This window comes from Bradyrhizobium sp. LM2.9, from assembly GCF_054056555.1.
The window spans coordinates 5,997,403-6,019,491 of the sequence record NZ_JBSRYJ010000002.1; the positions used below are offsets into that span (position 1 = coordinate 5,997,403).

Genomic DNA, 22,089 nt, shown 5'->3' on the forward strand with positions numbered 1-22,089 from the left:
TTTTTCGACCGCCGCACGAGCGAATTGCTTGCCGGCAACCGTATCTTCCTGCAAAATAGCCGCCTCTTTTCATAACTTTGGAGAACCACCCATTCGCCGTCCCAATAAAGCCCCACCCACTGCCGCCAAAGACGGGCCGCGCATCAATGACGATATTCGCAATGCGCAGATCCAGCTGATCGATCAGACCGGTGACAACAAGGGCACCATCGAGACCGTCGCGGCTATCCGCCTGGCCCAGGAGGCCGGCATGGATCTGGTCGAGATCTCGCCGAACGTCAGCCCTCCCGTCTGCAAGATCATGGACTACGGGAAGTATAAGTATTCCGCGCAGAAAAAAGCTGCCGAAGCCCGCAAGCGGCAGAAGATCGTCGAGATCAAGGAGATCAAGCTCCGCCCGATGATCGACGACCACGATTACGAAGTTAAGATGCGCGCGATGCAGCGGTTCTTCGAAGAGGGCGACAAGGTCAAGATCACTCTGCGCTATCGCGGCCGCGAAATGGCGCACCAGGAGATCGGCACCAAGCTGCTCGACAAGATCAAGACCGACGTCGCCGAGCTCGCCAAGGTGGAGCAGGACGCGCGGTTCGAGGGCCGTCAGGTCGTCATGGTGCTGGCGCCGCGCTGACGCTGACACCGATACTTTGAATTAGCGAATTCAACGGCCCGTCCGGATTTCCGGCGGGCCGTTTTGTTTTCTTGCCTCCCCCGCGAGCGGGAGAGGGAGCGCACCGTCTTCTTGGGCGACAGTTACGTCCTTGTCGCCTGCCAGATGCCGCTGCAGCGGTCGCCGGAAATGATGCCGTGCCAGGAGCCGGTTCCGGCCCACCTCGCGAGCCGGCCGCCGCCGCTGGCATGGGACGCCCCGACGGAGACCTCGACCGCGACGGCACCGCTGCGATTGACCCTGCCGGAGACCCGGCCACCGCCGGCGGACGACACCCGGCTGCCGGCGACGGTGAAGGGGACGCTGTAGCCAGAGCTGCAATTGCCGCGGGTGGTGGCGAAAGTGACGTTCCAGACGCCGTCATAGCCGCGCGCGTCGGCGGTCGAGGGAAGCGCAGCCGTGGCGAGCACGGCCAACAGCGCCAGGCGGCGCGGACGGGCGAACTCGGTCAAAAACGAAAGCGATTGGGAAAGATGGGCCATTTGGGTCCTGCTCCGGGCGACACGGCTGGGACATGAAGATAGCAATTCCGGACAGTCGCCGGCTAGATTCCAGCGGTTCATCGTTGCCAATTCGCCCGTCCTCTGTCATAAGCCCAGCCTTCATCGCCCGGCTGATTAAGGGCTGCCGCGGCGGTGTCCGTGCGGGTTTCGCGCTAGTTCGCAAAAAACCTGAGCACAATCAACGCTCTAACGAGCATTTTAGACGGCCAGCCGCCTTCACGGGCGGCATTCTGTTGTGGCCATAGGAGAGCAAAATGCCCAAGCTGAAGACCAAATCGGGCGCCAAAAAGCGCTTCAAGGTGACTGCCACCGGCAAAAGTGATGTTCGCCCATCGCGGCAAACGTCACGGCATGATCAAGCGGACGAAGAAGCAGATCCGTCAGCTTCGCGGCACCAGCGTGCTGTTCAAGACCGATGGCGACAACGTCAAGAAGTACTTCTTGCCGAACGCCTGATCGCGTCCACGATCATTGCCACCAGCGCCGCAACTTTCGCGGCGATCCGAACATCAAGTCATCTCTGAAGGATTTTTGTCATGGCTCGCGTCAAACGCGGTGTGACCGCCCACGCCAAGCATAAGAAAGTCTACAAGGCCGCCAAGGGTTTCCGCGGCCGCCGCAAGAACACCATCCGCACTGCCAAGCCGGCCGTCGACAAGGCCCTGCAGTACGCCTTCCGTGACCGCAAGCGCAAGAAGCGGACGTTCCGTGCGCTCTGGATCCAGCGCATCAACGCTGCTGTGCGTCCGTTCGGCCTGACCTACAGCCGGTTCATCGACGGCATGGCCAAGTCCGGGATCACGGTGGACCGCAAGGTGCTGTCGGATCTCGCGATCAACGAGCCCGCGTCGTTCCAGGCGATCGCCGAGAAGGCCAAAGCTGCGCTCGCGGCCTAAGAGGCCGCGCTAGCGGGCTTTCGAGCCCGCAGCCTTCAGCGCGCGTTGCGAGTAACGCTGGGCGACCTCCGCCCGGCAGAATGCCGTAAACGACAGATACATGGTGCCGGATTTATTCCGGTACTTTCGGTCGCAAACACCCATCTCGCGTTGGTAGGCCTGTTTCCGCACCATGTTGAGGCCGGGCATGAAATCCGCCTCGCATTTCTTCTCGACGGCGGCACCGAGCTGGACATCGCCGCTCGCTGTCAACTGGCAATCCTGAAACACCTTCATCGCGCTTTTGCAGCCCTTCTGGGCACCGATGGTGTCGACGACCTCGTCCAGCGTCATGGATTTCTCCATGCAGACCATGGCGCGCGCCGGGGTGCCGGCAACAGAGAGCGCGACGGCCAGAACAGCCAGACCGGATCTTGAGAGCATCGCGAAAGCCTCCTCGTATCCCCTTGGTGCCAAGCCCCCGCGCGAGGTTCAACCCAGCCGTTCGTCAGCCCGAAATGACCGGCTTTTCGCTTGACGTTACGGCCTTCGGGCGGCGACAACCCAGCCGAATTTGGCAGCAGGGATTTGACCGTGTCCGACCTCGCAACGCTCGAAACATCCATCCTCGACCAGATCGCCGACGCCGGAGACGAGGCCGCCCTCGAGGCGGTGCGCGTCGCAGCCCTCGGCAAGAAAGGTTCGATCTCGGCGCTTCTTGCCACGCTCGGAAAAATGTCGCCGGACGAGCGCAAGACGCAAGGCGCCGCGATCAACCAGGCCAAGGACAAGGTCACCGAGGCCCTCGCCGCGCGGCGCGACGTTTTGAAATCGGCGGCGCTCGACGCGCGGCTCGCTTCGGAAACCATCGACGTCACCCTGCCGCTGCGCGATGCACCGACTGAAGCCGGCCGCATTCATCCGCTGAGCCAGGTCTGGGACGAGCTGACCACGATCTTCGCCGACATGGGATTCTCGGTCGCCGAAGGTCCTGATATCGAGACCGACGACTACAACTTCACCAAGCTGAATTTTCCCGAAGGCCATCCCGCGCGCGAGATGCACGACACGTTCTTCTTCCATCCGAAGGAGGATGGCTCGCGCATGCTGTTGCGCACACACACCTCGCCGGTGCAGGTGCGCACCATGCTGAGTGAGAAGCCGCCGATCCGCGTGATCTGCCCGGGCCGCACCTATCGCATCGATTCGGATGCGACCCACACGCCGCAATTCCACCAGGTCGAAGGCCTTGTCATCGACAAGCACTCGCATCTCGGCCACCTCAAATGGATCCTGCACGAGTTCTGCAAGGCGTTCTTCGAGGTCGATCACATCAACATGCGCTTCCGGCCCTCGTTCTTCCCGTTCACCGAGCCGTCGCTGGAAGTCGACATCCAGTGCCGCCGCGACAAGGGCGAGATCCGCTTCGGCGAGGGCGAAGACTGGCTGGAGATTCTCGGCTGCGGCATGGTGCATCCGAACGTGCTGCGCGCCTGCGGCATCGATCCCGACGAGTACCAGGGCTTCGCCTGGGGCATGGGCATCGACCGCATCGCCATGCTGAAATACGGCATCGCCGATCTGCGCCAGCTGTTCGACAACGACGTCCGCTGGCTGTCCCATTACGGCTTCAAGCCACTGGAAGTGCCGACCCTCGCGGGAGGGCTGAGCTCGTGATGTTCGTGCTCGGACACACCAAGACTCTCTCCGTTCCCTCCCCCCTTGTGGGGGAGGGGCAGGGAGGGGGGTAGCCGCGGATGCCGCACGCAGTTGTAAGCGAGCGTCAGCGCAGCCGGGCGAAGCAACTTCGCCGAGCGATGACGCGCGCCGAAACACTGCTGTGGCGTTACTTGAAGGCCAACCGTATGGATGGTGTCGGCATCCGACGTCAGACTCCGATCGGGAACTACATCGCCGATTTCGTTTGTTTCTCCTCGAAAATCATCATCGAGCTCGATGGGGAATCTCACAATTTCGAGGAACGTCAAAAGGCAGATCATCGTCGCGACGCGTTCTTCGCTGCCGAAGGATTTCAGGTTCTGCGCTTCACCAATGAACAGGTGATGACGAATTTGGAGGGAGTCGTACAGGTAATTCGCCAGGCAGCTTCTGCCGGAGCCCGCGGCTTACCCCCCTCCCTGACCCTCCCCCACAAGGGGGGAGGGAACATTGACACCGACCAAAGCAACTCAGTGAACACCGACAAAAGCCGAGGCACACAGCCATGAAATTCACCCTCTCCTGGCTGAAGGATCATCTCGACACCGACGAGCCGCTGGAAAAGCTCGCCGAGAAGCTCACCATGATCGGGCTCGAGGTCGAGAACATCGAGGACAAGGCGAAGGCGCTGAAGCCTTTCACCATCGCCAAGGTGATATCCGCCGAGCAGCATCCGAATGCGGATCGGCTGCGCGTCTGCATGGTCGAGACCGGTGACGGTGGCGCGCCCGTGCAGGTCGTGTGCGGCGCGCCGAATGCGCGGACGGGTCTCGTCAGTGTGTTCTCGCCGCCCGGGACCTACATTCCCGGCAAGGACATCACGCTCGGCGTCGGCACCATCCGCGGTGTCGAAAGCCGCGGCATGCTGTGCTCGGCGGCCGAGCTGCAGATCTCCAACGACCATGACGGCATCATGGAACTGCCGGCCGATGCGCCGATCGGCGCTGCTTACGCCGCATGGGCCGGCCTCGGCGATCCCGTGGTCGAGATCAATCTGACGCCGAACCGGCAGGACTGCACCGGCGTGCACGGCATCGCGCGCGATCTTGCCGCCGCAGACATGGGCAAGTTCAAAGACCCCACCATCAAGCCGATCAAGGGCGAATTCCCGTGTCCGGTGACGGTCACGGTCGAAGACGCCGCACTGTGCCCGGGCTTTGCGCTTCGTCTCGTGCGCGGCGTCAAGAACGGCCCGTCGCCGGAATGGCTGCAGAAGCAGCTGACCGCGATTGGCCTGCGTCCGATCAACGCGCTGGTCGATATCACCAACTTCATGACTTACGACCGCGCACGGCCGCTGCACGTGTTCGACGCGAGGAAAGTGAAGGGCAATCTCGTGGTGCGCCGCGCCCGTGACGGCGAGACGCTGCTCGCGCTCGACGGCCGCAGCTACAATCTCGATCCCGCGATTTGCGTGATCGCGGACGAGCACGGCGTCGAATCGCTCGCCGGCATCATGGGCGGCGAGGCCTCGGGCTGCGACGAGACCACCACCGACGTGCTGATCGAATCGGCGCTGTGGAACGAGATCAACATCGCCCAGACCGGCCGCAAGCTCGGCATCAATTCGGATGCGCGCTACCGCTTCGAGCGCGGTGTCGACCCGGCCTTCATGGTCCCCGGGCTGGAGCTCGCGACCAGGCTGGTGATGGAGATGTGCGGCGGCACGCCGTCGGAGAACGTCGTGGTCGGCAAGACCTTCGGCGATGACCGCGTGATCGATTTTCCGGTCACCGAGGTGAAGCGGCTCTCGGGCATCGAGGTGCCCATGCCGGAGATGAAGCGCATCCTGACCCATCTCGGCTTCATGATGGCGGGCCCGGGCCCCGTCGTGAAGGTCGCGGTGCCGTCGTGGCGCTCCGACGTGCACGGCAAGGCCGACATCGTCGAGGAAGTCGTCCGCATCTTCGGCGTCGACAAGGTGCCGATGACGCCGTTCGAGCGCGGCGAGGACGCACGCAAGTCCGTGCTGACCACGCTCCAGCTCCGCACCCGCCGCGCGCGGCGCGCGCTGGCGAGCCGCGGCATCATCGAAGCGGTGACCTGGTCCTTCATCACCAAGTCTGCGGCAAAACTGTTCGGCGGCGGCCAGCGCGAACTCGAAGTCGCCAACCCGATCGCGGCGGACCTCTCCGACATGCGCCCGACGCTGTTGGCGGGCCTGATCGCGGCGGCGCAGGCCAATGCCGATCGCGGCTTTGGCGATGTCGCGCTGTTCGAGGTCGGGCAGGTGTTCAAGGGCGATCGCCCGCAGGATCAATTCACGGCGGCAAGCGGTGTCCGCCGCGGCTTTGCGTCGTCGCAAGGCCTGGGACGGCATTGGTCGGGTTCGGCGCAGGCTGAATTGTTCGACGCCAAGGCCGATGCGCTTGCGGTGCTGGCTGCTGCCGGCGCGCCGATGCAGGCACTTCAAATCGTCGCGGGCGGCCCGTCCTGGCTGCATCCCGGGCGCTCCGGCACGATCCAGATCGGGCCGCAGAACGTGCTGGGTTATTTCGGCGAGATGCATCCGCGCGCGCTCGAGGCGCTCGGTGCCGGCGGCCCGCTGATGGTGTTCGAGGTGATCCTCGACCGCGTCCCCGAGGCGAAGAAGAAGCCGACCCGCGCCAAGCCCGCCATCGAGCTGTCGGCCTTCCAGCCTGTTACGCGCGATTTTGCCTTCATCATCGACCGCACCGTAAAGGGCGGCGACATCGTGCGCGCGGCCCAGAGCATCGACAAGAAGCTGATCACCGGCGTGAACGTGTTCGACGTCTACGAAGGCAAGGGCATCGACGACGGCAAGAAGTCGATCGCGATCGCGGTGACGATCCAGCCACGCGAGAAGACGCTGACCGACCAGGAGATCGAGGCCGTCGCCGCGAAAATCGTGGCGGAGGTGACGAAGAAGACCGGCGGCACTTTGCGAGCATGACGCCGGAAAGTGTGAAGCGGTATTCGGACAACGTCATGCTCCAGCAGCGAAGAGCATGAGTCTCACTGACTTTCTCCCGAAGGACGTCAGCCTCACCATTGCGATGGCGCTCTGCGCCGTCGCTTTCGTTTCGGGCACCGCGCGCGGCTTCTCCGGCTTCGGCTCGGCGCTGATCTTCATGCCGCTGGCGAGCAGCATCGCGACGCCGCGGCTCGTTGCCGCGCTGCTCCTCGTGATCGATTTCATCGCGGCCGCGCCGCTGCTGCCTGACGCCTGGCGCAAGGCGGATCGCAAGGCCACCGCTCGGTGATCGTGCTCGGCGCGCTGGTCGGCGTACCCGTCGGCACCTATTTCCTCAGCGTGCTCGAGCCCGTCACGACGCGCTGGATCATCTCCTGCTTCGTCGCCGCGCTGTTGCTTCTGCTGCTGTCGGGCTGGCGCTATCGCGGCAAGGACCACGCCTGGCTCTCGGTCGGCATCGGCAGCCTCTCCGGGTTCTGCAGCGGCCTCGCACAGACCGGCGGCCCGCCGATCGTCGGCTACTGGCTCGGCCGCCCGGTCGCATCGATCGTCGCGCGCGCCAACATCTTGCTGTTTTTTGGCGCGTCGGATTTTTTCTCGATGGTCAGCTATGCGACCACAGGACTGATCTCGCGCGAATCGCTCGTGCTCTCGCTGATCGTCGGCCCGGTCTATGCGATCGGCGTCGCCTTCGGCGCCTCGCTGTTCGGTCGCGCCAGCGAGAAAATGTTCCGCGCGATTTGCTACGGGCTGATCGCGATAGCGGTGATCGCCGGGCTGCCCGTGTTAGACGGCATACTGCGCTAGTTGCCCTGCCGTCGCGGCGCACGCCGCCTCTTCGTCGACTGCGTCGGGACATCGCTCGGCTCATCCTTCAGCGCACCGATCTTGCGTAGTGCCGCGTCCGCGGCGCGCTCGCCGCTTTCCCAGGCGCCGTCGACGGTGCCCCAGAGGGACTCGTGCGTGGCTTCGCCGGCGAGGAACAGGTTGCCGATCGGCTCGGCCAAAATCTTTCGCGAGAGCTGACCGCCGGGCGAGGCCGCCGACATCGCACCCATCACGAAAGGCGAGGCGTTCCAGCGCGTCGCGCTGGCTTTCTGCACGGCGGCCGCGACTTCGCTGCCGAACAGTTTTGTGATCCATTCCCTGGCGAAGGCCGTCATCGCCTTCTCGCCCTGCTCGGAGAGATCGCGGCCGAACGAGCCGCCGACATCGATCGAGCACAGCGAGGAGCCGCCGATATTGGCGAACATCAGCGCCGTGCGCGTCGAGTTGCTCTGTTCGATCAGGATGTCGTCGCGCGACAGGCCCAACGGGTTACCCGGCAGTTGCAGCACGATATGATCGTAGCTTCCGAGAGTGAGCTTCGAGGCGGCGTCGAGCGTGCGCTTGGGAATGTCAGGCCCAAACTTGATCGCACCCGAGGTCAGCACATTGGTCGAGACCGTGATGATGGCGGCGCGTGCGGCAATCCTGCCGGCCTGCGTCTCCACACTGACGTCGCGATTGCTCCAGACGATGCGGCTCGCCGGCGTCGACAGCGCGACCGGCGCCTGCTCACCGAGCCTGGCGATCAGAGTTCCCAGGCCCTGGCGGCAGGCGATCGCGGCGTTGCGATCCTGCGCGCGCGCCTTGTCGATCGCCGAAAGCTCCCTCAGGTCCTTGCCGGCGAAGCTCGCGCCCAGCATGAACTCGGCCGCGCCGGCCCAGTCGCCGAGATCCTTCGGCAGCGCCGATGCGCAAGCCGTATCGAGCTTGCCGCGCCCGGCCTCGTCGATGGCGCGGTTGGCGCGCACCAGCGCCGCCAGGAATTCCTCGGTCTCGCCGGCGCGCGCATTGCGGCGGCCGATGCGCATCTTCTGGCCCGATGGCGCCGGCAGCACGTCGAGCCCTGCACTGCGCGCCAGCCGGATCATCGGATTGGTGTCGGGATTGTGCATCCAGCGCGCGCCGCGATCGAACGGCGTGTCGAAGGTCGTCGTGTCGGTGATGCAGCGCCCGCCGATCTTGCCTGCAGCTTCCACCACCACGACCTTGCGATTGGCCGCCATGATGCGCCGCGCTGCGGCAATTCCGGCCGCGCCCGCGCCGATCACGACAATGTCAGCCTCGCGCGGCAGGGTCGCCGCGGTTGCGCGCAGGACCGGCATCGCGGCAAGGCCCGCCGACGCCGATAGGAAGCTGCGGCGCGTGATTGTCATGTCATGGTTTCCGGAGACTTGCGGCAAACGGGAACAGCTAGCGAACCTTGCCGCATCCGATGTTGCACGGCAACTATCATGGTGAATCAATCGTGCTTGACCTCACAGAGCTATGAACCGAATTGCAAGACGTTTCGACCATGATAGAGAAGAGAAAAAGGCGGCCGGAAAAGGCCGTGGGGAGAGTTCGACATGGGGACGGTCCTAGACTCAGCCGGCAAGCTTATTGCCGCGTACCTCTCGAAGGAGGTGCCGGGCTATGAGCCGTTCACGCCGAGCGACCCGGAGCATCTGCGCGGCGTCATCGAGCCCGGCGACGTGCTGCTGGTCGAGGGCAACAACCGCATTTCCGGCATCATCAAATATCTGACGCAGTCGACCTGGTCGCATGCCGCACTCTATGTCGGCCCGATCGAGGGCGCCGAGGAACCCGACGGCGAGCCCCACGTGCTGATCGAGGCCAATATCGGCGAGGGCGTCACCTCCGCGCCGCTTTCGAAATATTTCCCCTATCACACCCGGGTCTGCCGCCCGGTCGGGCTGTCCTATGAGGACCGCACCACGGTCTGCCGCTATGCGATCAACCGCATCGGCTTCGGCTACGACACCAAGAACATCGTCGACCTGATGCGCTTTCTGTTTCCGCTGCCGATCCCGCAGCGCTGGCGGCGCCGCATGATCTCGATCGGCTCGGGCGATCCCACCAAGATCATCTGCTCGGCGCTGATCGCGCAGGCCTTCGACGCCGTGCGCTATCCGATCCTGCCCAAGATCACCAAGGCCGGCAGCCGCGCTGCCCGCCGCGAGATCCTGCATATTCGCGATTCCTCGCTCTACATGCCCCGCGACTTCGACATCTCGCCCTATTTCGAAGTCGTCAAACCCACCATCGTGCACGGTTTCGACTACACCGCCCTGCACTGGGCCGACAAGCAGAAGCCGCTCGAGGAGGTAGCCGGCACCTTCAGTGTCTTTCCAGAAACGCTCAGTGCGCCGCCGCTCGTTCCTGAAGCGATTGACAAAGAGGCGCCGAATCAAATTCCGGCTGAGCAAGTGATGCCTGAGGCGGTTGCGGAGATGAGCGTCGCCTTCTCCGATCATTTTGTGCTGCTGAACGAGCTCGCAAGGTACCGCGCACGGGGACGGGCGCAGGAGATGGCGGCGTAGAAACGTCCGCCGTCGTGCCCGGCGATTGGGGTGGTGCTCGCCTCCCTCAACGCCGTCATTGCGAGCGAAGCGGCGAAGCGAAGCAATCCAGACTGTCACCGCGGTGGGATTCTGGATTGCTTCGCTTCGCGTAACTGCCCAGGTCCGTTTGCTCGGTTAGGCGACGCTGAGTTTGTGGATGAGTTGTGTGGGGCATCGGGACAATGTTTCGAGCATGTTCCATCCGCGCTTTCGAGCGGTACCGATCAGGGTGCGAAGCGTGGCGAAATTGTCTGCGCCTTGTGAGGTGCGGAAGCCGGCAGAGATCTTCTGCCGCAATTTCATCATCCGAGCATCGCGCTCGGCCTCGTTGTTGGTAAACGGCACCGCCGAGTTGTGCAGAAACAGCAGCACCGCCTCTTTATGTAACTTGAGGCGCAACAGGAGATTATGGCCCGTGCGCCGTCTGATCCGCCCGCGCTTGATGTCGCGAGGCAGCGCGGGTAGCGCCTCGTGCCAGGCGATACCGGCGCGGATAATGCGGTCATAAAGTCGCTCGGCGGCGCGGATTCTGTTGGGACGCAGCGCGCCTGTCTGATCGGTTGGATGCTCTGACGCCAGATTGACCTCGTGGCACAGGCAGCGGAGCAACCCGCGCATGCGCCGGGCCCAGGCCTCGCCATCGATGTCCACCAGCGCCGTCAACTCGCGCAGGTGATGCGCATTGCACAGCGCATGCGTGACACCGGACATCTGAAAATAGGATGTCCAATGGTCGTGCACAACGATATGCGCCGCTTGCGTCAGCACCTCGCCGCGCCTGGGTGAGACGCGATAATGCACCAGCCCATTGATCCCGGCGGTGCCCGCGACATGCAGCCATTGCGGCGTGGCGCCCACCCAGAACCCGGTCTCATCCAAATGCTTGACCGGTGCCCGGCGGATTTGCTCGCAGACTGCCGCAGCGAAATCCTGCGTCCGGCTGGCAGCCCGGGCGATCATTTGTCCGATCGTGCCGGCCGAGATGGTCACGCCAAACAGATCGGAGAGGATTTGCCCGAGCCGATCTTCAGGCAGAAACTGTCCCGCCGACAGATAGGTCACCACAGCGGCCAACCGGACGCCATATTGCGCCGGCGCCCTTACCTCGGGTGGAAACGATCCTGTCGTGACCGCGCCACAGCCGCTGCATTTGCAACGATAGAGCTGATGCTCCGTGACGAGCAGCGGCGCCGGCGCCGGCAGATCGAACACCTGACGGCTGCCGACAAGTTCCAGCTGTTCACCCTCCAGCGCCATTCGGCAGCGCCCGCATCTGACAGGGCGATGCATGATCGTATGATCGACCCGTTCGGACCGCTTCAAGTGTTTGCCTGCATGGCCGGGCTGGCCGCCGGGCTTCTTCAACCCTCGCTCACGCAGGCTCTGTGTCCGGCGAGAAGCCTGGCCCGGTCCATCGCTCGAAGGCGGCTTGCTGCTATTGGAGCTGTCCAGACCAAGCCGACGCTCCAGATCGGCCACACGCACCGTCAGCAATGCGTTCTGCTGCTCCAACATCAGGTTGCGCTCCTGCAACTCCCCAATCAGGGCCAGCAGGGCGTCCACAGACAATGAGGAATTTGGCGGCGTCACCCATACCCTGACTCACAAACACATGTGGTCAGTCAAGAGAATACAAACGGCCACCTGGGCAGTTACCGCTGCGCTCGCAATGACGGTGGAAACCTAGCGCTCCGCCCGCCCGATCACCGCCATCAGCTCCGCGATCTTCTCGCGCTGGTCGGCCTTGTCGCCGCTCGCGATCGCATGCTCGACGCAATGGGCGACGTGGTCCTTCAAAACCTCTTCCTCGACCCGGCGCAGCGCGGCTCGCACCGCTGAGATCTGCGTGACGATGTCGATGCAGTAGCGGTCCTCCTCGACCATTTTCGAGAGGCCGCGAACCTGACCCTCGATCCGGCCGAGACGTTTTCCGACGGATGCCTTGATGTCCTTGCGCATGGTGGCTATATACCCCCCCAGGGTATAAGTTGCAAGGCCGGAGCATGGCAATGAACGACGCCGAACACGGACACCACCACAAGCCGGAAACACATTCCGGATGCAGCTGTTCCAGCAAAGCGGCACCGGCCGCCAAGCCCGCCGCTTCCTCCTGCTGCGGCGATCACGCCCACGACCACGGCGCCGCCGCGACAAGAGTCCACGATCCCGTCTGCGGCATGACGGTCGATCCCGCGACCTCAAAGCACCGGTTCGCCCATCACGGCGAGACTTTCCATTTCTGCTCGGCCGGCTGCCGCACCAAATTCGCCGCCGATCCCGCAAAATATCTTGCCAAGAGGAACGAAGAGCAGAAGACACCCGAGCCCGAGATGCCCGCGGGCACGATCTACACCTGCCCGATGCATCCGGACGTACGCCAGGTCGGACCGGGGAGCTGCCCGATCTGCGGCATGGCGCTGGAGCCGGAGATCGCGAGCCTCGACAGCGGTCCCAACCCCGAGCTCGGCGACATGACGCGGCGGTTCTGGATCGGCGGTGCGCTGGCGCTGCCGGCGGTGGTGCTGGAGATGGGCGGCCATCTCGCGGGCCCGCATAACTGGATCGATCCGACGCTGTCGAACTGGATCCAGCTCGTTTTCGCCACGCCCGTCGTGCTGTGGGCGGGCTGGCCGTTCTTCCTGCGCGGCTGGCAGTCGCTGCTAACGCGCAACCTCAACATGTTCACGCTGATCGCGATGGGCACGGGCGTCGCCTATGTCTACAGCCTGATCGGCACCATCGCGCCGCAGATCTTCCCCGCGACCTTCCGCGGCCATGGCGGCGCGGTCGCCGTCTATTTCGAAGCGGCTGCTGTGATCACCGTGCTGGTGCTGCTCGGCCAGGTGCTGGAGCTGCGCGCCCGCGACGCGACGTCAGGCGCGATCAAGGCGCTGTTGCAGCTCGCCCCGAAGACCGCGCGCCGCGTCGATCCCGACGGCGGCGAACACGAGGTCGAGATCGATACGCTCCATGCCGGCGATCGTCTCCGCGTTCGTCCCGGCGAGAAGGTGCCCGTCGACGGCACCATCCTCGAGGGCCGCTCTTCGCTCGACGAGTCGCTCGTGACGGGGGAATCCATGCCGGTCACCAAGGAGAGCGGCGCAAAAGTCATCGCCGGTACGTTGAACCAGTCGGGCAGCTTCATCATGCGCGCCGAAAAGGTCGGGCGCGAGACGCTGCTGTCGCAGATCGTGCAGATGGTTGCCGACGCACAACGCTCGCGCGCGCCGATCCAGCGGCTGGCCGACCAGGTCGCGGGCTGGTTCGTGCCAACGGTGATCGCCGTCGCGCTCGCAGCCTTCGCTGCCTGGGCCTGGTTCGGGCCGGAGCCGCGGCTTGCCTTCGGGCTCGTTGCCGCCGTCAGCGTGCTGATCATCGCCTGCCCCTGCGCGCTCGGGCTCGCGACCCCGATGTCGATCATGGTCGGCGTCGGACGCGGTGCGCAAGCGGGCGTGCTGATCAAGAACGCCGAGGCGCTGGAGCGGATGGAGAAGATCGACACATTGGTGGTCGACAAGACCGGCACGCTGACCGAGGGCAAGCCGAAGCTGGTCGCGATCGTGGCGGCCGCCGGTTTTGCGGAAGATGACATCCTGCGCCTTGCGGCCAGCGTCGAGCGCGCCAGCGAGCATCCCTTGGCCGACGCGATCATGCGCGCGGCGAAGGACAAGCAGCTCGCACTGGGCCAGGTCGAGCAATTCGATTCGCCGACGGGCAAGGGCGCGACCGGCAAGGTCGACGGCAAGACCATCGTGCTCGGCAATGCCAAATATCTGACGTCGATCGGCATCGACACCAAAGCGCTTGATACCGAGGCCGAACGGCTGCGCGGCGACGGAGCAACCGTGATCAACATGGCCGTCGATGGGCGGCTTGCCGGCCTGTTCGCGATCGCCGATCCGGTCAAGGCTACCACCCCGGAGGCGCTGAAGGCATTGGCGGCCGAAGGCATCAAGGTCATCATGCTGACCGGCGACAACCGCACAACGGCGGAAGCGGTGGCACGCCGGCTCGGCATTGCCGAGGTCGAGGCCGAGGTGCTGCCGGATCAGAAGAGCGCGGTGGTGACAAAGTTGCAAAAGGCCGGCCACCGCGTCGCGATGGCCGGTGACGGCGTCAACGACGCGCCGGCGTTGGCCGCCGCCGAAGTCGGCATTGCCATGGGCACCGGCACTGACGTGGCCATGGAGAGCGCTGGCGTCACCCTGCTCAAAGGCGATCTCACCGGCATCGTCCGTGCACGAAAGTTGTCGCAGGCGACCATGAGCAACATCCGGCAAAACCTGTTCTTTGCGTTCATCTACAACGCCGCGGGCATTCCGATCGCGGCCGGCATCCTCTATCCGGCGTTCGGCGTGTTGCTGTCGCCGATCATCGCCGCGGCCGCGATGGCGCTGTCCTCGGTGAGCGTCGTTGGAAATGCGTTGCGGCTGAGGGCAACGCAGCTGTGAGCCTCGCCAAATCCGTGTAAAACGGCATCGAGCGGCGCGAGGGGGCATTTTCATGCAGCGAATTACGATCACGATCGAGGACGATCTGCTGGCGGAGATCGACGCGGCGGCGGAAGCGCGCGGCTATCAGAACCGGTCCGAGATGATTCGCGATCTCGCCCGCGCCGGCCTGCAACAAAGCAGCGAAAACACCGCACAGACCGGCCCCTGCGTCGCAGGCCTCGTCTATGTCTACGACCACGCCGCCCGCGATCTCTCAAAACGCCTGGTGCAGGAATTCCACGGCCATCACGACCTCGCGCTGGCGACGCTGCATGTCCATCTCGACGACAACAATTGCATGGAGATGACGGCGCTTCGCGGCGATGCCGGCGAGGTCCGACATTTCGCCGACCACATCATCGCCGAACGCGGCGTCCGCTACGGCCGCGTGGTGATGATCCCGACGGGTGAAGGCAAGCAGGCGAAAGCGCGCAAGCACGGACACCGGCATGAGTAGGAGCTATCCTCTCGTGCCCCGGACGCAGCGCAGCACAGAGTGATGCGCTGCTGAGCCGGAGCCCATCTCACCGCTAGCGCAAGCTCCTGGGTCCCGGCTCTGCGTCGCGTCATTTCATGCCGCGCCGCGTCCGGGACACTCTTCATGGTGTTCAACCTCTGCCAGGCCTTCGGCTTCTACGGCTTCGCCAATCCGATCGCGCCGCTGCTGGCTTCGAGCTTCGCCGACAGGTTCGAACGGCGATGGATCATCGCGGGGGCGTGCGCCGCCATCATCATCTTCGGCATGGCGTTCGCCCCGCTGACCGAGCCTTCGCTGCTGATCATCTGCGGCGTGCTGCTGACAGCCTGCAACACGACGATGTCCTACGCCTACCACGCCTATCAGACGAGGTGTTCCCGACCCGGGTCCGGGCGCGTGCCTCCGGCCTCGTCTATTCGATTGAGCCGGCTGAGCGCGACGTTCTCCGGCTTCATCGTCGCCTACATGCTGAAGGAAGCCGGCGTCACCGGCGTGTTCGGCCTGATCACCGCGGCGATGCTGATCGTGGTGATCGCCATGACGCTGTTCGGCCCGAACGTGCGCGGCAAGCCGCTTGATGCGGTGTGAGCCTCTCCCCGCAAGACCGGTCCGCAAGAACGGGGAGAGGGAGAGAAGAGTTCACACCGCCAGCAAATTCTGCAACGCCGCACCGTCGGGGACGCCGAGACCGCAACAGGGATCCCAGCCGGGGCCGGCCTTGTACATGCCGTGCAGGTCGCCGGTGATGTCGTTGTTGCCGGCCGTGATGTCGCGGAACACGCCTTGCGCGTGCGAGGCGTAAATCAGCGGATTGATAAAGCCGACGGTCTTGCCGAATTTCTTCATCGTCGCCTCGTTGATGCGGGCGATCAATCCGGCCATCAGCGGCGCCACCGCGCTGGTGCCGCCGATCGTGGTGCCGACGCCGTTGAGGAAGATCTGATAGCCGGTCGCGGGATCGGCATCGCCAGCGACGTCAGGGACGCCGCGTCCGCTCCGATGCGCCGGCGATTTCGGCACGTGCGCGTGGGCCTGATATTTCGGCTGCGCGAACATGACGCTGACGCCGCCACCGCCCGCGCCGCCCCGCGGCCCGCCATTCCAGACCACCTCGTTGATGTGGCCGTTCGGCGCCTTGAGATTGGTGCCGCCGCAGGCGAGCGCGAAGGGACTCGAGGCCGGGAAGTCTGCGTGGGGCTTGCCGTCCCAATCCTGGCCCATGTCGGCCGAGCCGTTGTCGCCGGAGGCGACGCAGACGGTGACGCCCATCGCCGCGGCATCGCGGATCGCCTCGTTGAGGCCGTCGACGAATTGCTGCGAGCCCTCCTGGTCTTCCGGTCCGCCCCAGCTGATCGAGATCACCGAGGGCTTTCGCGCAGTGTCATGAACAGCGGCCTTCACCGCATCGATGAAGCCGTTGGTGGTGTTGGGGGCGAAATAGACCACGATCTTGGCGCCCGGCGCGATCGCGCCGGCGACCTCGATGTCGAGCACGACCTCGCCGTCGGCCTCGGAATGGCCGGGCTTGTTGGCGCCGCCGTCGACGCTCACGGGCGCGATCTTCGGCATCGGGATGCCCGCCTTCTTGAAGAAGGCGCGCAGGTCGGAGGACTTGTAGCCGGCCCCCGTGGGATGACCCTTCTGATCGATGTCGTTGAGCTCGATGATGGCGATGCACTGATCGGCGCCGGTCTCGCCGCCGGGGAAATTGTAGAGCTGGGCGATCTGCTCCACCGAGAAACTGCCGCCCTGTGCCGCCCTCGCGCTCGCGCCCTTGTTCGGCAACTTGCGCCGGAAATGCGGCTGCGCCACCGGCCGGTTGTCGAGCCCGTGCACGCCGACCACGATCCCCTCAAGCTCGGCCGGGATCTGCACGTTGCCCTTGCGCATGCGATAGGTCGCGCCGTCGTGCTTCACTTTGTTGAGCTTGACGCCGAAGGCCGCGCTCATCGCCTTCACCGTGCCGGTCAGCTTTACCGTACGAGACGCCAGATGCACGCTCTTGACGTTGAGATCGTGATGGTGCGCGAAATCGTCGATCTTGGCGACATCGGCGGGGTCGGCTCCCATCTCTGCACCGAACTCGGCACGCGAGAGATATTTTCGCTCGCGCGGCGGTTGCGCACCCAACGCCATCACCTGCTCGTCGTCCGAGCGCCTGGCACGCAGGCGGACGCTGACCTCGATTTCCTGCTTGGGATCGGCCGCACCGACGTGCTTGGCGCCCTTCGGCAACTTCCGTGCGCTGTTCTCCAACGCGACACGCTTGGTCAGGCTTGCCATGACTTCCTCCGTTTGTGATTGGAAGGCGGATTGTCGCACCTCAACTATAAGTGTAATCTCAAGGTCGGATTGGTTCAGGTATTGAGCGATATTTTTTTCAAAAGGCCTCTTGTTTGGCAGGGCAGAACCTCGACAGCCTCCCATCGGCGCTGAATCGGTCAGCGGTCACGACCCTTCGACGCTAAGGATTACGATTTAAGATTGCAGGAACCGGGTCACCGGGCCGGCAACAGAAGACGTTTGTCAAAAATCGATTGGCGGAGACAATGCGATGCTGGCTGACCGTAAATGGGTTGAGCGAAATCTTGGTTTCGATCCGATCACGACGCCGCCGCCGCGCGAGACCTTCACGGTCAAACGCGTGGCGGATGCCGCGGTGAAGAAGACAGCGAACGAACATCGACGTCTGGCGCCAGATCATCACCGAAGTGCAGCCGACGCTCGTCATCACGACAGGCACGGCCGGCGGCATCGGCAAGGAATTCGAGGTCGGCGACGTCGTCGTCTCACCGATCGTGCGTTTCGACTGCCTGTCGAAGTTCAAGAAGCAGCCCTTCGCGCAGGAGCACTTTTCCAGCAGGTCCGCCGTGACGACTTCTTCGGCTTCGACACCTCGGACGACCACTTCCATCTCCAGGGGATCGGCGACGTCTCCGACCCGCAGATCAAGGCCGAGGCACCTTGAAGCAGCAGGAGCAGGTCGCCGCCCAGATCTACAAGGGTTTTGGTCGATGGAGCACGGTCTGTAGCGGGATCACCTGCTGGGCCAGTATCGCGGCGGAGCCTTAAGCCGCTGCAGTCGGATTACGTCGTAGAAGCCCCTCATGGTGAGGAGCGCGAAGCGCGTCCCGAACCATGAAGGCCCCGCCGCTAGCTTCGGGCCTCTATCCTTCGAGACGCTTGCTACGCAAGCTCCTCAGGATGAGGGCGAGGGTTCCTATGACGCGGTCAGAGTCAGTCGGCCTCCCTTGCCGAACGAGCCTCCTGTGTCTACCTCTCGCGGGTGGTTTCGCGAGAGGTACTCCCATGCTAGATGCCGCCGTAAAGGCGCTGTCGCAAATGATGTCGCCGGCGATGCGCTCGATCCTGTGGCGGTCGATCGGCGTCGCGCTGGTGCTGATCATCGTACTCGCGATCGGCTTGCAGCGGCTGCTGAGCTGGTTTGCGACCTATGGCGAGGTCTGGCTGGAAGGCCTGCTCGGTCCGGGCTGGCACTCATCGCTCGAGGTACTGTCCTGGATCGTCTCGATCGCTGCCGGCCTCGGCGTTGTGTTCGGCGGCCTATTCCTGATGCCCGCGATCACCTCGCTGGTGGCGAGCCTGTTCGTCGACGACGTCGCCGACATCATCGAGCGCGAGCACTATCCGGCCGAGCGGCCGGGTTCGGCGCTGCCGTTCAGCCAGGCGATCTACGAGGGCGTCAAGACCGCACTGCTGACGATCCTTGTCTATCTGATCGCGTTGCCGCTGGTGCTTTTCGCCGGCGCCGGTTTCCTGGTCTTCTTCCTCGCCGCCGCCTGGCTGCTCGGCCGCGAATATTTCGAGCTCGCCGCGATGCGCTTCCGCTCGCCGGAGGAAGCCAAGGCGATGCGGCGCGACAACGCCGCCACCATCTTCACCGCAGGCCTGTTCATCGCGGCCTTCGTCTCGATCCCGATCGTCAATCTGGCGACGCCGATCTTCGGCATGGCCTTCATGGTCCACATGCACAAGCGGCTATCAGGCCCGCGGCCCGAGCTGATCGAGCCGGCGCGGCAGATGCGGTGACGAGACGCTCCCTCTCCCGCTTGCGGGAGAGGGTCGGGGAGAGGGTGTCTCCGCAATGGGATAATCCCCCAGAGGAGAGAAGGAATGGATTTGCTCGCGGACGCGCAGCCACGTCCCCATCAGCGCCACGCCGATCTCGGCACCGCCAAGCCGCATGCGCTGGGTATAGGCGGCAAACGCTGCCGCTAATCATCACGCTGCTGTCCAATTCCGATCCGAGCCGCGCCACCTTCGAGCGCATTGCGCCGGCGACCGGCGCGCAGGTCGCGCTGCTGCCGCCGGACAACGCAACCGGTAATTCCACCAAAGTTCATAGTCGGCAGGATCGATCTGGATCAGGAGATCGCCGGCCTTGACGCGCTGGAAGTCGGTGACCCCGACCGTCAGCACTTCGCCGGAGACGCGGCTCGCAAGCCGCGTCAGCTCGGCGCGCACATAGGCGTCGTTGGTGGTCTGGACCACTGCGTTGCCGACCCATTCGTCGAAGCGCTGCGTTGCCAGCGCGACGAAGCCGAGTGCGACGATCACCGCGAACATCGGGATCGCGAGCCGGCTCCACAGCGAGCTCGCCGGTGGTTGCGTGGGCTTGGGTGGTGGGGTCGGTGCCGCGGCGGCAGGCGATGACGGTGCGATCTGGCCTTGCTGACTCACGACTTCACCCCAACCGCCTTATGACCGCGTAATTCTCGCTCAGACCGTCTTTTCCGGCCATCGGCAGAGATCGTTGATCAGGCACACCTCGCAGCGCGGCTTGCGCGCGAGGCAAGTATAGCGACCGTGCAGGATCAGCCAATGATGGGCGTGGAGCATGAATTCGGCCGGGATCAGCTTTTCGAGACCAAGCTCAACCTCCAGCGGCGTCTTGCCGGGCGCAAGTTCCGTCCGATTACCGACGCGGAAGACATGCGTATCGACCGCCATGGTGTGCTCGCCGAAGGCCATGTTGAGCACGACGTTGGCAGTTTTCCGCCCGGCTCCCGGCAGCGACTCGATCTCGGCCCGCGTGCACGGCACCTCGCCGCCGAACTCGCTGAGCACCTTTGCCGACAGCGCGATGACGTTCCTGGCCTTGGTGCGGTAGAGGCCGATAGTCTTGATGTACTCGCGCAGGCGTTCTTCGCCGAGATCGAGCATCTTCTGCGGCGTGTCGGCGATCTCGAACAATGCACGCGTTGCCTTGTTGACGCCGGCATCGGTTGCCTGCGCCGACAGCACCACTGCGACCAGCAGCGTGAACGGATTGACGTGCTCGAGCTCGCCTTTCGGCTCCGGGTTGGCTTTGCGGAAACGGCTGAAAACCTCGTGGACCTCAGCCGGCGTCCAGGGTTTTGTCGCCTTGAGCGACTTTTTTGCGGGGGCCTTTGGCTTCGCGACGACCGCTTTCGCCTTTTTCTTCGGCACGGGCGCTTTGCGCGGGGCCGGCTTGCGGGTGATTTTCGCCATGATCGGGATATACTGAGGGACGATGAGCACAGGCAACGAAATTGAGCGCGAACGATCTGAAAGCGAGGCCGAGCCTCAGATCTTTTCCGCGCGGCTGACGCCACACCGCTCGCTGAACCGCACCGGCTTCCTTGCCGTGATGCTGTTTCTGAGCGCTGTCAGCTTCGTCACCGGCCTCGCCTTCCTGATGATGGGCGCGTGGCCGGTGTTTGGCTTCTTCGGCCTGGACGTGCTGGTGATCTGGTGGGCCTTCAAGGCCAATTTCCGCGCGGCGCGGGCCAGCGAGGAGATCGTGGTCACGCCATCTGAATTGCGCGTGCGGCGCGTCAGCCAACGCGGCCAGGTCCTCGAGTGGACGTTCAATCCGCTCTGGGTCCGGCTCGACATGGAAATCGACGAGGATTTTGGCATCGAGCATCTCTATCTGATCTCGCGAGGCCACCAGATCCAGATCGCCCGATTCCTGGGGCCGGACGAGAAGGCAAGCTTTTACAAAGGCTTGGTTGAGGCATTAAATGCCGCCAAGCGCGGCCCGACCTACAATCCGGTCACCTGATTTGCGGATCGGAAATCGGGTGGTTTCGCACCCCGCGCGCTCCTACATTTGTGGTCATGATGACGCTCGCGATACATGACCAACGCCTGGCCGGGCCGGGCTCCCAGAACGCCGCGATGCGCGACTATGATTCCGTGCGCCGGGCGATCGCCTTCATCTCCGAAAACTGGCGCGCACAGCCGACCATCGAGGCGATGGCGGATGCGGCCGGCGTCACGCCGGACGAGCTGCACCATTTGTTCCGCCGCTGGGCCTCGATCACGCCGAAGGCTTTTATGCAGGCGCTCACCCTCGATCACGCCAAGGGCCTGCTGCGCGATTCCGCGAGCATCCTCGACGCGGCGCTCGATTCGGGTCTGTCGGGTCCGGGCCGGCTGCACGATCTCTTCGTCACCCATGAGGCGATGTCGCCGGGCGAATGGAAGAACGGCGGCGCGGGGCTCATCTTGCGCTACGGTTTCCATCACTCGCCGTTCGGCACCGCGATCGTGATCGCGACCGACCGCGGCCTGTCCGGCCTCGCCTTCGCCGATCACGGCGAAGAGAAGGTCGCGCTCGCCGATATGACCCGGCGCTGGCGGAACGCGACCTATGTCGAGGATCACGAAGGCACCGCGCCGCTGGCGCAGCGCATCTTCGACACAAAACTGTGGCGGCCGGACCAGCCGCTGCGCGTGGTGATGATCGGCACCGATTTCGAGGTACGGGTGTGGGAGACGCTGCTGAAAATCCCGATGGGCCGCGCGGTGTCTTATTCGGACATCGCCTGCAACATCAACAGCCCGAAGGCCTCACGCGCCGTTGGCGCTGCGGTCGGCAAGAACCCCGTCTCCTTTGTCGTGCCCTGCCACCGCGCACTCGGCAAGAGCGGCACGCTCACCGGCTACCACTGGGGCATCACCCGCAAGCAGGCGATGCTAGGCTGGGAAGCCGGGCAGTTGGGGATGCAGTAGATCATTTGCAAACTGCCTCCACATC

At 64.3% G+C, this 22,089-nt stretch carries 20 protein-coding genes and 3 pseudogenes; 15 read left to right on the forward strand and 8 right to left on the reverse strand.

Going from position 1 to position 22,089, the window contains the following annotated elements; translation table 11 throughout:
* Window positions 1-91 precede the first annotated feature (91 nt).
* Window positions 92-631 (forward strand): translation initiation factor IF-3, encoded by a 540-nt coding sequence (gene infC, locus ACVWW3_RS30910; protein WP_085349942.1) that lies wholly within the window; start codon window positions 92-94, stop codon window positions 629-631.
* Between the two features lie 122 nt (window positions 632-753).
* On the opposite strand, the gene ACVWW3_RS30915 is transcribed toward infC, so the two are convergent.
* Window positions 754-1,152, reverse strand: a complete 399-nt coding sequence (locus ACVWW3_RS30915) for a hypothetical protein (protein ID WP_456647665.1) — start codon at window positions 1,150-1,152, stop codon at window positions 754-756.
* A 275-nt stretch (window positions 1,153-1,427) separates the two neighbouring features.
* Here ACVWW3_RS30915 and rpmI point away from each other — a divergent pair.
* Together rpmI and rplT are read left to right on the forward strand one after the other, a co-directional pair.
* Window positions 1,428-1,629: pseudogene (gene rpmI, locus ACVWW3_RS30920) on the forward strand (50S ribosomal protein L35).
* An 80-nt stretch (window positions 1,630-1,709) separates the two neighbouring features.
* Window positions 1,710-2,069, forward strand: coding sequence for a 50S ribosomal protein L20 (rplT, locus tag ACVWW3_RS30925; protein ID WP_456647664.1), 360 nt, complete (start codon window positions 1,710-1,712; stop codon window positions 2,067-2,069).
* 9 nt (window positions 2,070-2,078) lie between these two features.
* On the opposite strand, the gene ACVWW3_RS30930 is transcribed toward rplT, so the two are convergent.
* Window positions 2,079-2,492 carry a hypothetical protein gene (locus tag ACVWW3_RS30930; protein WP_247443100.1) on the reverse strand — a complete coding sequence of 138 codons (414 nt, stop codon included), beginning with the start codon at window positions 2,490-2,492 and terminating at the stop codon, window positions 2,079-2,081.
* A 150-nt stretch (window positions 2,493-2,642) separates the two neighbouring features.
* On the opposite strand from ACVWW3_RS30930, the gene pheS reads away from it, so the two are divergent.
* From pheS to ACVWW3_RS30950, 4 genes and pseudogenes are all read left to right on the forward strand, one after another.
* Window positions 2,643-3,725, forward strand: coding sequence for a phenylalanine--tRNA ligase subunit alpha (pheS, locus tag ACVWW3_RS30935; RefSeq protein ID WP_456647663.1), 1,083 nt, complete (start codon window positions 2,643-2,645; stop codon window positions 3,723-3,725).
* An 80-nt stretch (window positions 3,726-3,805) separates the two neighbouring features.
* The gene (locus ACVWW3_RS30940) at window positions 3,806-4,276 is read left to right on the forward strand and encodes an endonuclease domain-containing protein (protein ID WP_456647662.1); all 471 of its coding nucleotides are present in this window, start codon (window positions 3,806-3,808) and stop codon (window positions 4,274-4,276) included.
* Complete coding sequence (gene pheT, locus ACVWW3_RS30945) at window positions 4,273-6,681, forward strand: phenylalanine--tRNA ligase subunit beta (protein ID WP_456647661.1); 2,409 nt, start codon at window positions 4,273-4,275, stop codon at window positions 6,679-6,681. Before ACVWW3_RS30940 ends, pheT begins: the two co-directional genes overlap by 4 nt.
* 55 nt (window positions 6,682-6,736) lie before the next feature.
* Window positions 6,737-7,509, forward strand: a pseudogene (locus tag ACVWW3_RS30950) (sulfite exporter TauE/SafE family protein).
* Here ACVWW3_RS30950 and ACVWW3_RS30955 read toward each other — a convergent pair.
* On the reverse strand, window positions 7,506-8,903 hold the full coding sequence (locus ACVWW3_RS30955) for a flavin monoamine oxidase family protein (RefSeq protein ID WP_456647660.1): 1,398 nt from the start codon (window positions 8,901-8,903) through the stop codon (window positions 7,506-7,508). The pseudogene ACVWW3_RS30950 and the gene ACVWW3_RS30955 sit on opposite strands and share 4 nt — an antisense overlap.
* Before the next feature lie 192 nt (window positions 8,904-9,095).
* Between ACVWW3_RS30955 and ACVWW3_RS30960 the strand changes: the two genes are divergently transcribed.
* Window positions 9,096-10,070 (forward strand): YiiX/YebB-like N1pC/P60 family cysteine hydrolase, encoded by a 975-nt coding sequence (locus ACVWW3_RS30960; protein ID WP_456647659.1) that lies wholly within the window; start codon window positions 9,096-9,098, stop codon window positions 10,068-10,070.
* A gap of 156 nt (window positions 10,071-10,226) precedes the next feature.
* Here the strand turns inward: ACVWW3_RS30960 and tnpC are convergent, their stop codons facing one another.
* Entirely contained in the window at window positions 10,227-11,681 is a 1,455-nt protein-coding gene (tnpC, locus tag ACVWW3_RS30965; RefSeq protein ID WP_456647658.1) for an IS66 family transposase, read from the reverse strand.
* A 93-nt stretch (window positions 11,682-11,774) separates the two neighbouring features.
* Window positions 11,775-12,050, reverse strand: coding sequence for a metal-sensitive transcriptional regulator (locus ACVWW3_RS30970; RefSeq protein WP_007598521.1), 276 nt, complete (start codon window positions 12,048-12,050; stop codon window positions 11,775-11,777).
* 50 nt (window positions 12,051-12,100) lie between these two features.
* Here ACVWW3_RS30970 and ACVWW3_RS30975 point away from each other — a divergent pair, with 50 nt between their 5' ends.
* The 3 genes from ACVWW3_RS30975 to ACVWW3_RS30985 all read left to right on the forward strand — a co-directional run bounded on the left by ACVWW3_RS30975 (window position 12,101) and on the right by ACVWW3_RS30985 (window position 15,650).
* The gene (locus tag ACVWW3_RS30975; RefSeq protein ID WP_456647657.1) at window positions 12,101-14,542 is read left to right on the forward strand and encodes a heavy metal translocating P-type ATPase; all 2,442 of its coding nucleotides are present in this window, start codon (window positions 12,101-12,103) and stop codon (window positions 14,540-14,542) included.
* Window positions 14,543-14,594: 52 nt separating this feature from the next.
* Window positions 14,595-15,041: a nickel-responsive transcriptional regulator NikR gene (gene nikR, locus ACVWW3_RS30980; protein WP_247352672.1), complete on the forward strand. Its 447-nt coding sequence runs from the start codon at window positions 14,595-14,597 to the stop codon at window positions 15,039-15,041.
* 144 nt (window positions 15,042-15,185) lie between these two features.
* The gene (locus tag ACVWW3_RS30985) at window positions 15,186-15,650 is read left to right on the forward strand and encodes a hypothetical protein (protein ID WP_456672247.1); all 465 of its coding nucleotides are present in this window, start codon (window positions 15,186-15,188) and stop codon (window positions 15,648-15,650) included.
* Window positions 15,651-15,701: 51 nt separating this feature from the next.
* Here ACVWW3_RS30985 and ACVWW3_RS30990 read toward each other — a convergent pair whose 3' ends face one another.
* Window positions 15,702-17,345, reverse strand: coding sequence for a S53 family peptidase (locus ACVWW3_RS30990; protein WP_456647654.1), 1,644 nt, complete (start codon window positions 17,343-17,345; stop codon window positions 15,702-15,704).
* A 428-nt stretch (window positions 17,346-17,773) separates the two neighbouring features.
* Here ACVWW3_RS30990 and ACVWW3_RS30995 point away from each other — a divergent pair, with 428 nt between their 5' ends.
* Together ACVWW3_RS30995 and ACVWW3_RS31000 are read left to right on the forward strand one after the other, a co-directional pair.
* Window positions 17,774-18,094, forward strand: coding sequence for a hypothetical protein (locus tag ACVWW3_RS30995; protein WP_456647653.1), 321 nt, complete (start codon window positions 17,774-17,776; stop codon window positions 18,092-18,094).
* A 277-nt stretch (window positions 18,095-18,371) separates the two neighbouring features.
* Window positions 18,372-19,112: a sulfate transporter family protein gene (locus ACVWW3_RS31000; RefSeq protein ID WP_354106450.1), complete on the forward strand. Its 741-nt coding sequence runs from the start codon at window positions 18,372-18,374 to the stop codon at window positions 19,110-19,112.
* 309 nt (window positions 19,113-19,421) lie between these two features.
* Here ACVWW3_RS31000 and ACVWW3_RS31005 read toward each other — a convergent pair.
* Window positions 19,422-19,763, reverse strand: a pseudogene (locus ACVWW3_RS31005) (HlyD family secretion protein); the annotation flags it as partial.
* A 39-nt stretch (window positions 19,764-19,802) separates the two neighbouring features.
* Window positions 19,803-20,555, reverse strand: a complete 753-nt coding sequence (nth, locus tag ACVWW3_RS31010) for an endonuclease III (protein WP_456647652.1) — start codon at window positions 20,553-20,555, stop codon at window positions 19,803-19,805.
* Window positions 20,556-20,577: 22 nt separating this feature from the next.
* On the opposite strand from nth, the gene ACVWW3_RS31015 reads away from it, so the two are divergent.
* Both ACVWW3_RS31015 and ACVWW3_RS31020 read left to right on the forward strand, forming a co-directional pair.
* Window positions 20,578-21,111, forward strand: coding sequence for a DUF2244 domain-containing protein (locus tag ACVWW3_RS31015; RefSeq protein WP_247352661.1), 534 nt, complete (start codon window positions 20,578-20,580; stop codon window positions 21,109-21,111).
* 56 nt (window positions 21,112-21,167) lie between these two features.
* The gene (locus ACVWW3_RS31020; RefSeq protein WP_247352659.1) at window positions 21,168-22,064 is read left to right on the forward strand and encodes a methylated-DNA--[protein]-cysteine S-methyltransferase; all 897 of its coding nucleotides are present in this window, start codon (window positions 21,168-21,170) and stop codon (window positions 22,062-22,064) included.
* Window positions 22,065-22,089 lie beyond the last annotated feature (25 nt).

Bases quoted from the DNA above. Each gene is read 5' to 3' on its own strand.
- ACVWW3_RS30970 (WP_007598521.1), bottom strand. From the start codon at position 12,050: ATGCGCAAGGACATCAAGGCATCCGTCGGAAAACGTCTCGGCCGGATC.
- ACVWW3_RS30915 (WP_456647665.1), bottom strand. From the start codon at position 1,152: ATGGCCCATCTTTCCCAATCGCTTTCGTTTTTGACCGAGTTCGCCCGT.
- ACVWW3_RS30960 (WP_456647659.1), top strand. From the start codon at position 9,096: ATGGGGACGGTCCTAGACTCAGCCGGCAAGCTTATTGCCGCGTACCTC.
- ACVWW3_RS30940 (WP_456647662.1), top strand. From the start codon at position 3,806: ATGCCGCACGCAGTTGTAAGCGAGCGTCAGCGCAGCCGGGCGAAGCAA.
- nth (WP_456647652.1), bottom strand. From the start codon at position 20,555: ATGGCGAAAATCACCCGCAAGCCGGCCCCGCGCAAAGCGCCCGTGCCG.
- ACVWW3_RS31020 (WP_247352659.1), top strand. From the start codon at position 21,168: ATGATGACGCTCGCGATACATGACCAACGCCTGGCCGGGCCGGGCTCC.
- rplT (WP_456647664.1), top strand. From the start codon at position 1,710: ATGGCTCGCGTCAAACGCGGTGTGACCGCCCACGCCAAGCATAAGAAA.
- ACVWW3_RS30955 (WP_456647660.1), bottom strand. From the start codon at position 8,903: ATGACAATCACGCGCCGCAGCTTCCTATCGGCGTCGGCGGGCCTTGCC.
- ACVWW3_RS30975 (WP_456647657.1), top strand. From the start codon at position 12,101: ATGAACGACGCCGAACACGGACACCACCACAAGCCGGAAACACATTCC.
- ACVWW3_RS30985 (WP_456672247.1), top strand. From the start codon at position 15,186: ATGGTGTTCAACCTCTGCCAGGCCTTCGGCTTCTACGGCTTCGCCAAT.
- ACVWW3_RS31000 (WP_354106450.1), top strand. From the start codon at position 18,372: ATGCTAGATGCCGCCGTAAAGGCGCTGTCGCAAATGATGTCGCCGGCG.
- ACVWW3_RS30990 (WP_456647654.1), bottom strand. From the start codon at position 17,345: ATGGCAAGCCTGACCAAGCGTGTCGCGTTGGAGAACAGCGCACGGAAG.
- pheT (WP_456647661.1), top strand. From the start codon at position 4,273: ATGAAATTCACCCTCTCCTGGCTGAAGGATCATCTCGACACCGACGAG.
- ACVWW3_RS30930 (WP_247443100.1), bottom strand. From the start codon at position 2,492: ATGCTCTCAAGATCCGGTCTGGCTGTTCTGGCCGTCGCGCTCTCTGTT.
- nikR (WP_247352672.1), top strand. From the start codon at position 14,595: ATGCAGCGAATTACGATCACGATCGAGGACGATCTGCTGGCGGAGATC.
- ACVWW3_RS31015 (WP_247352661.1), top strand. From the start codon at position 20,578: ATGAGCACAGGCAACGAAATTGAGCGCGAACGATCTGAAAGCGAGGCC.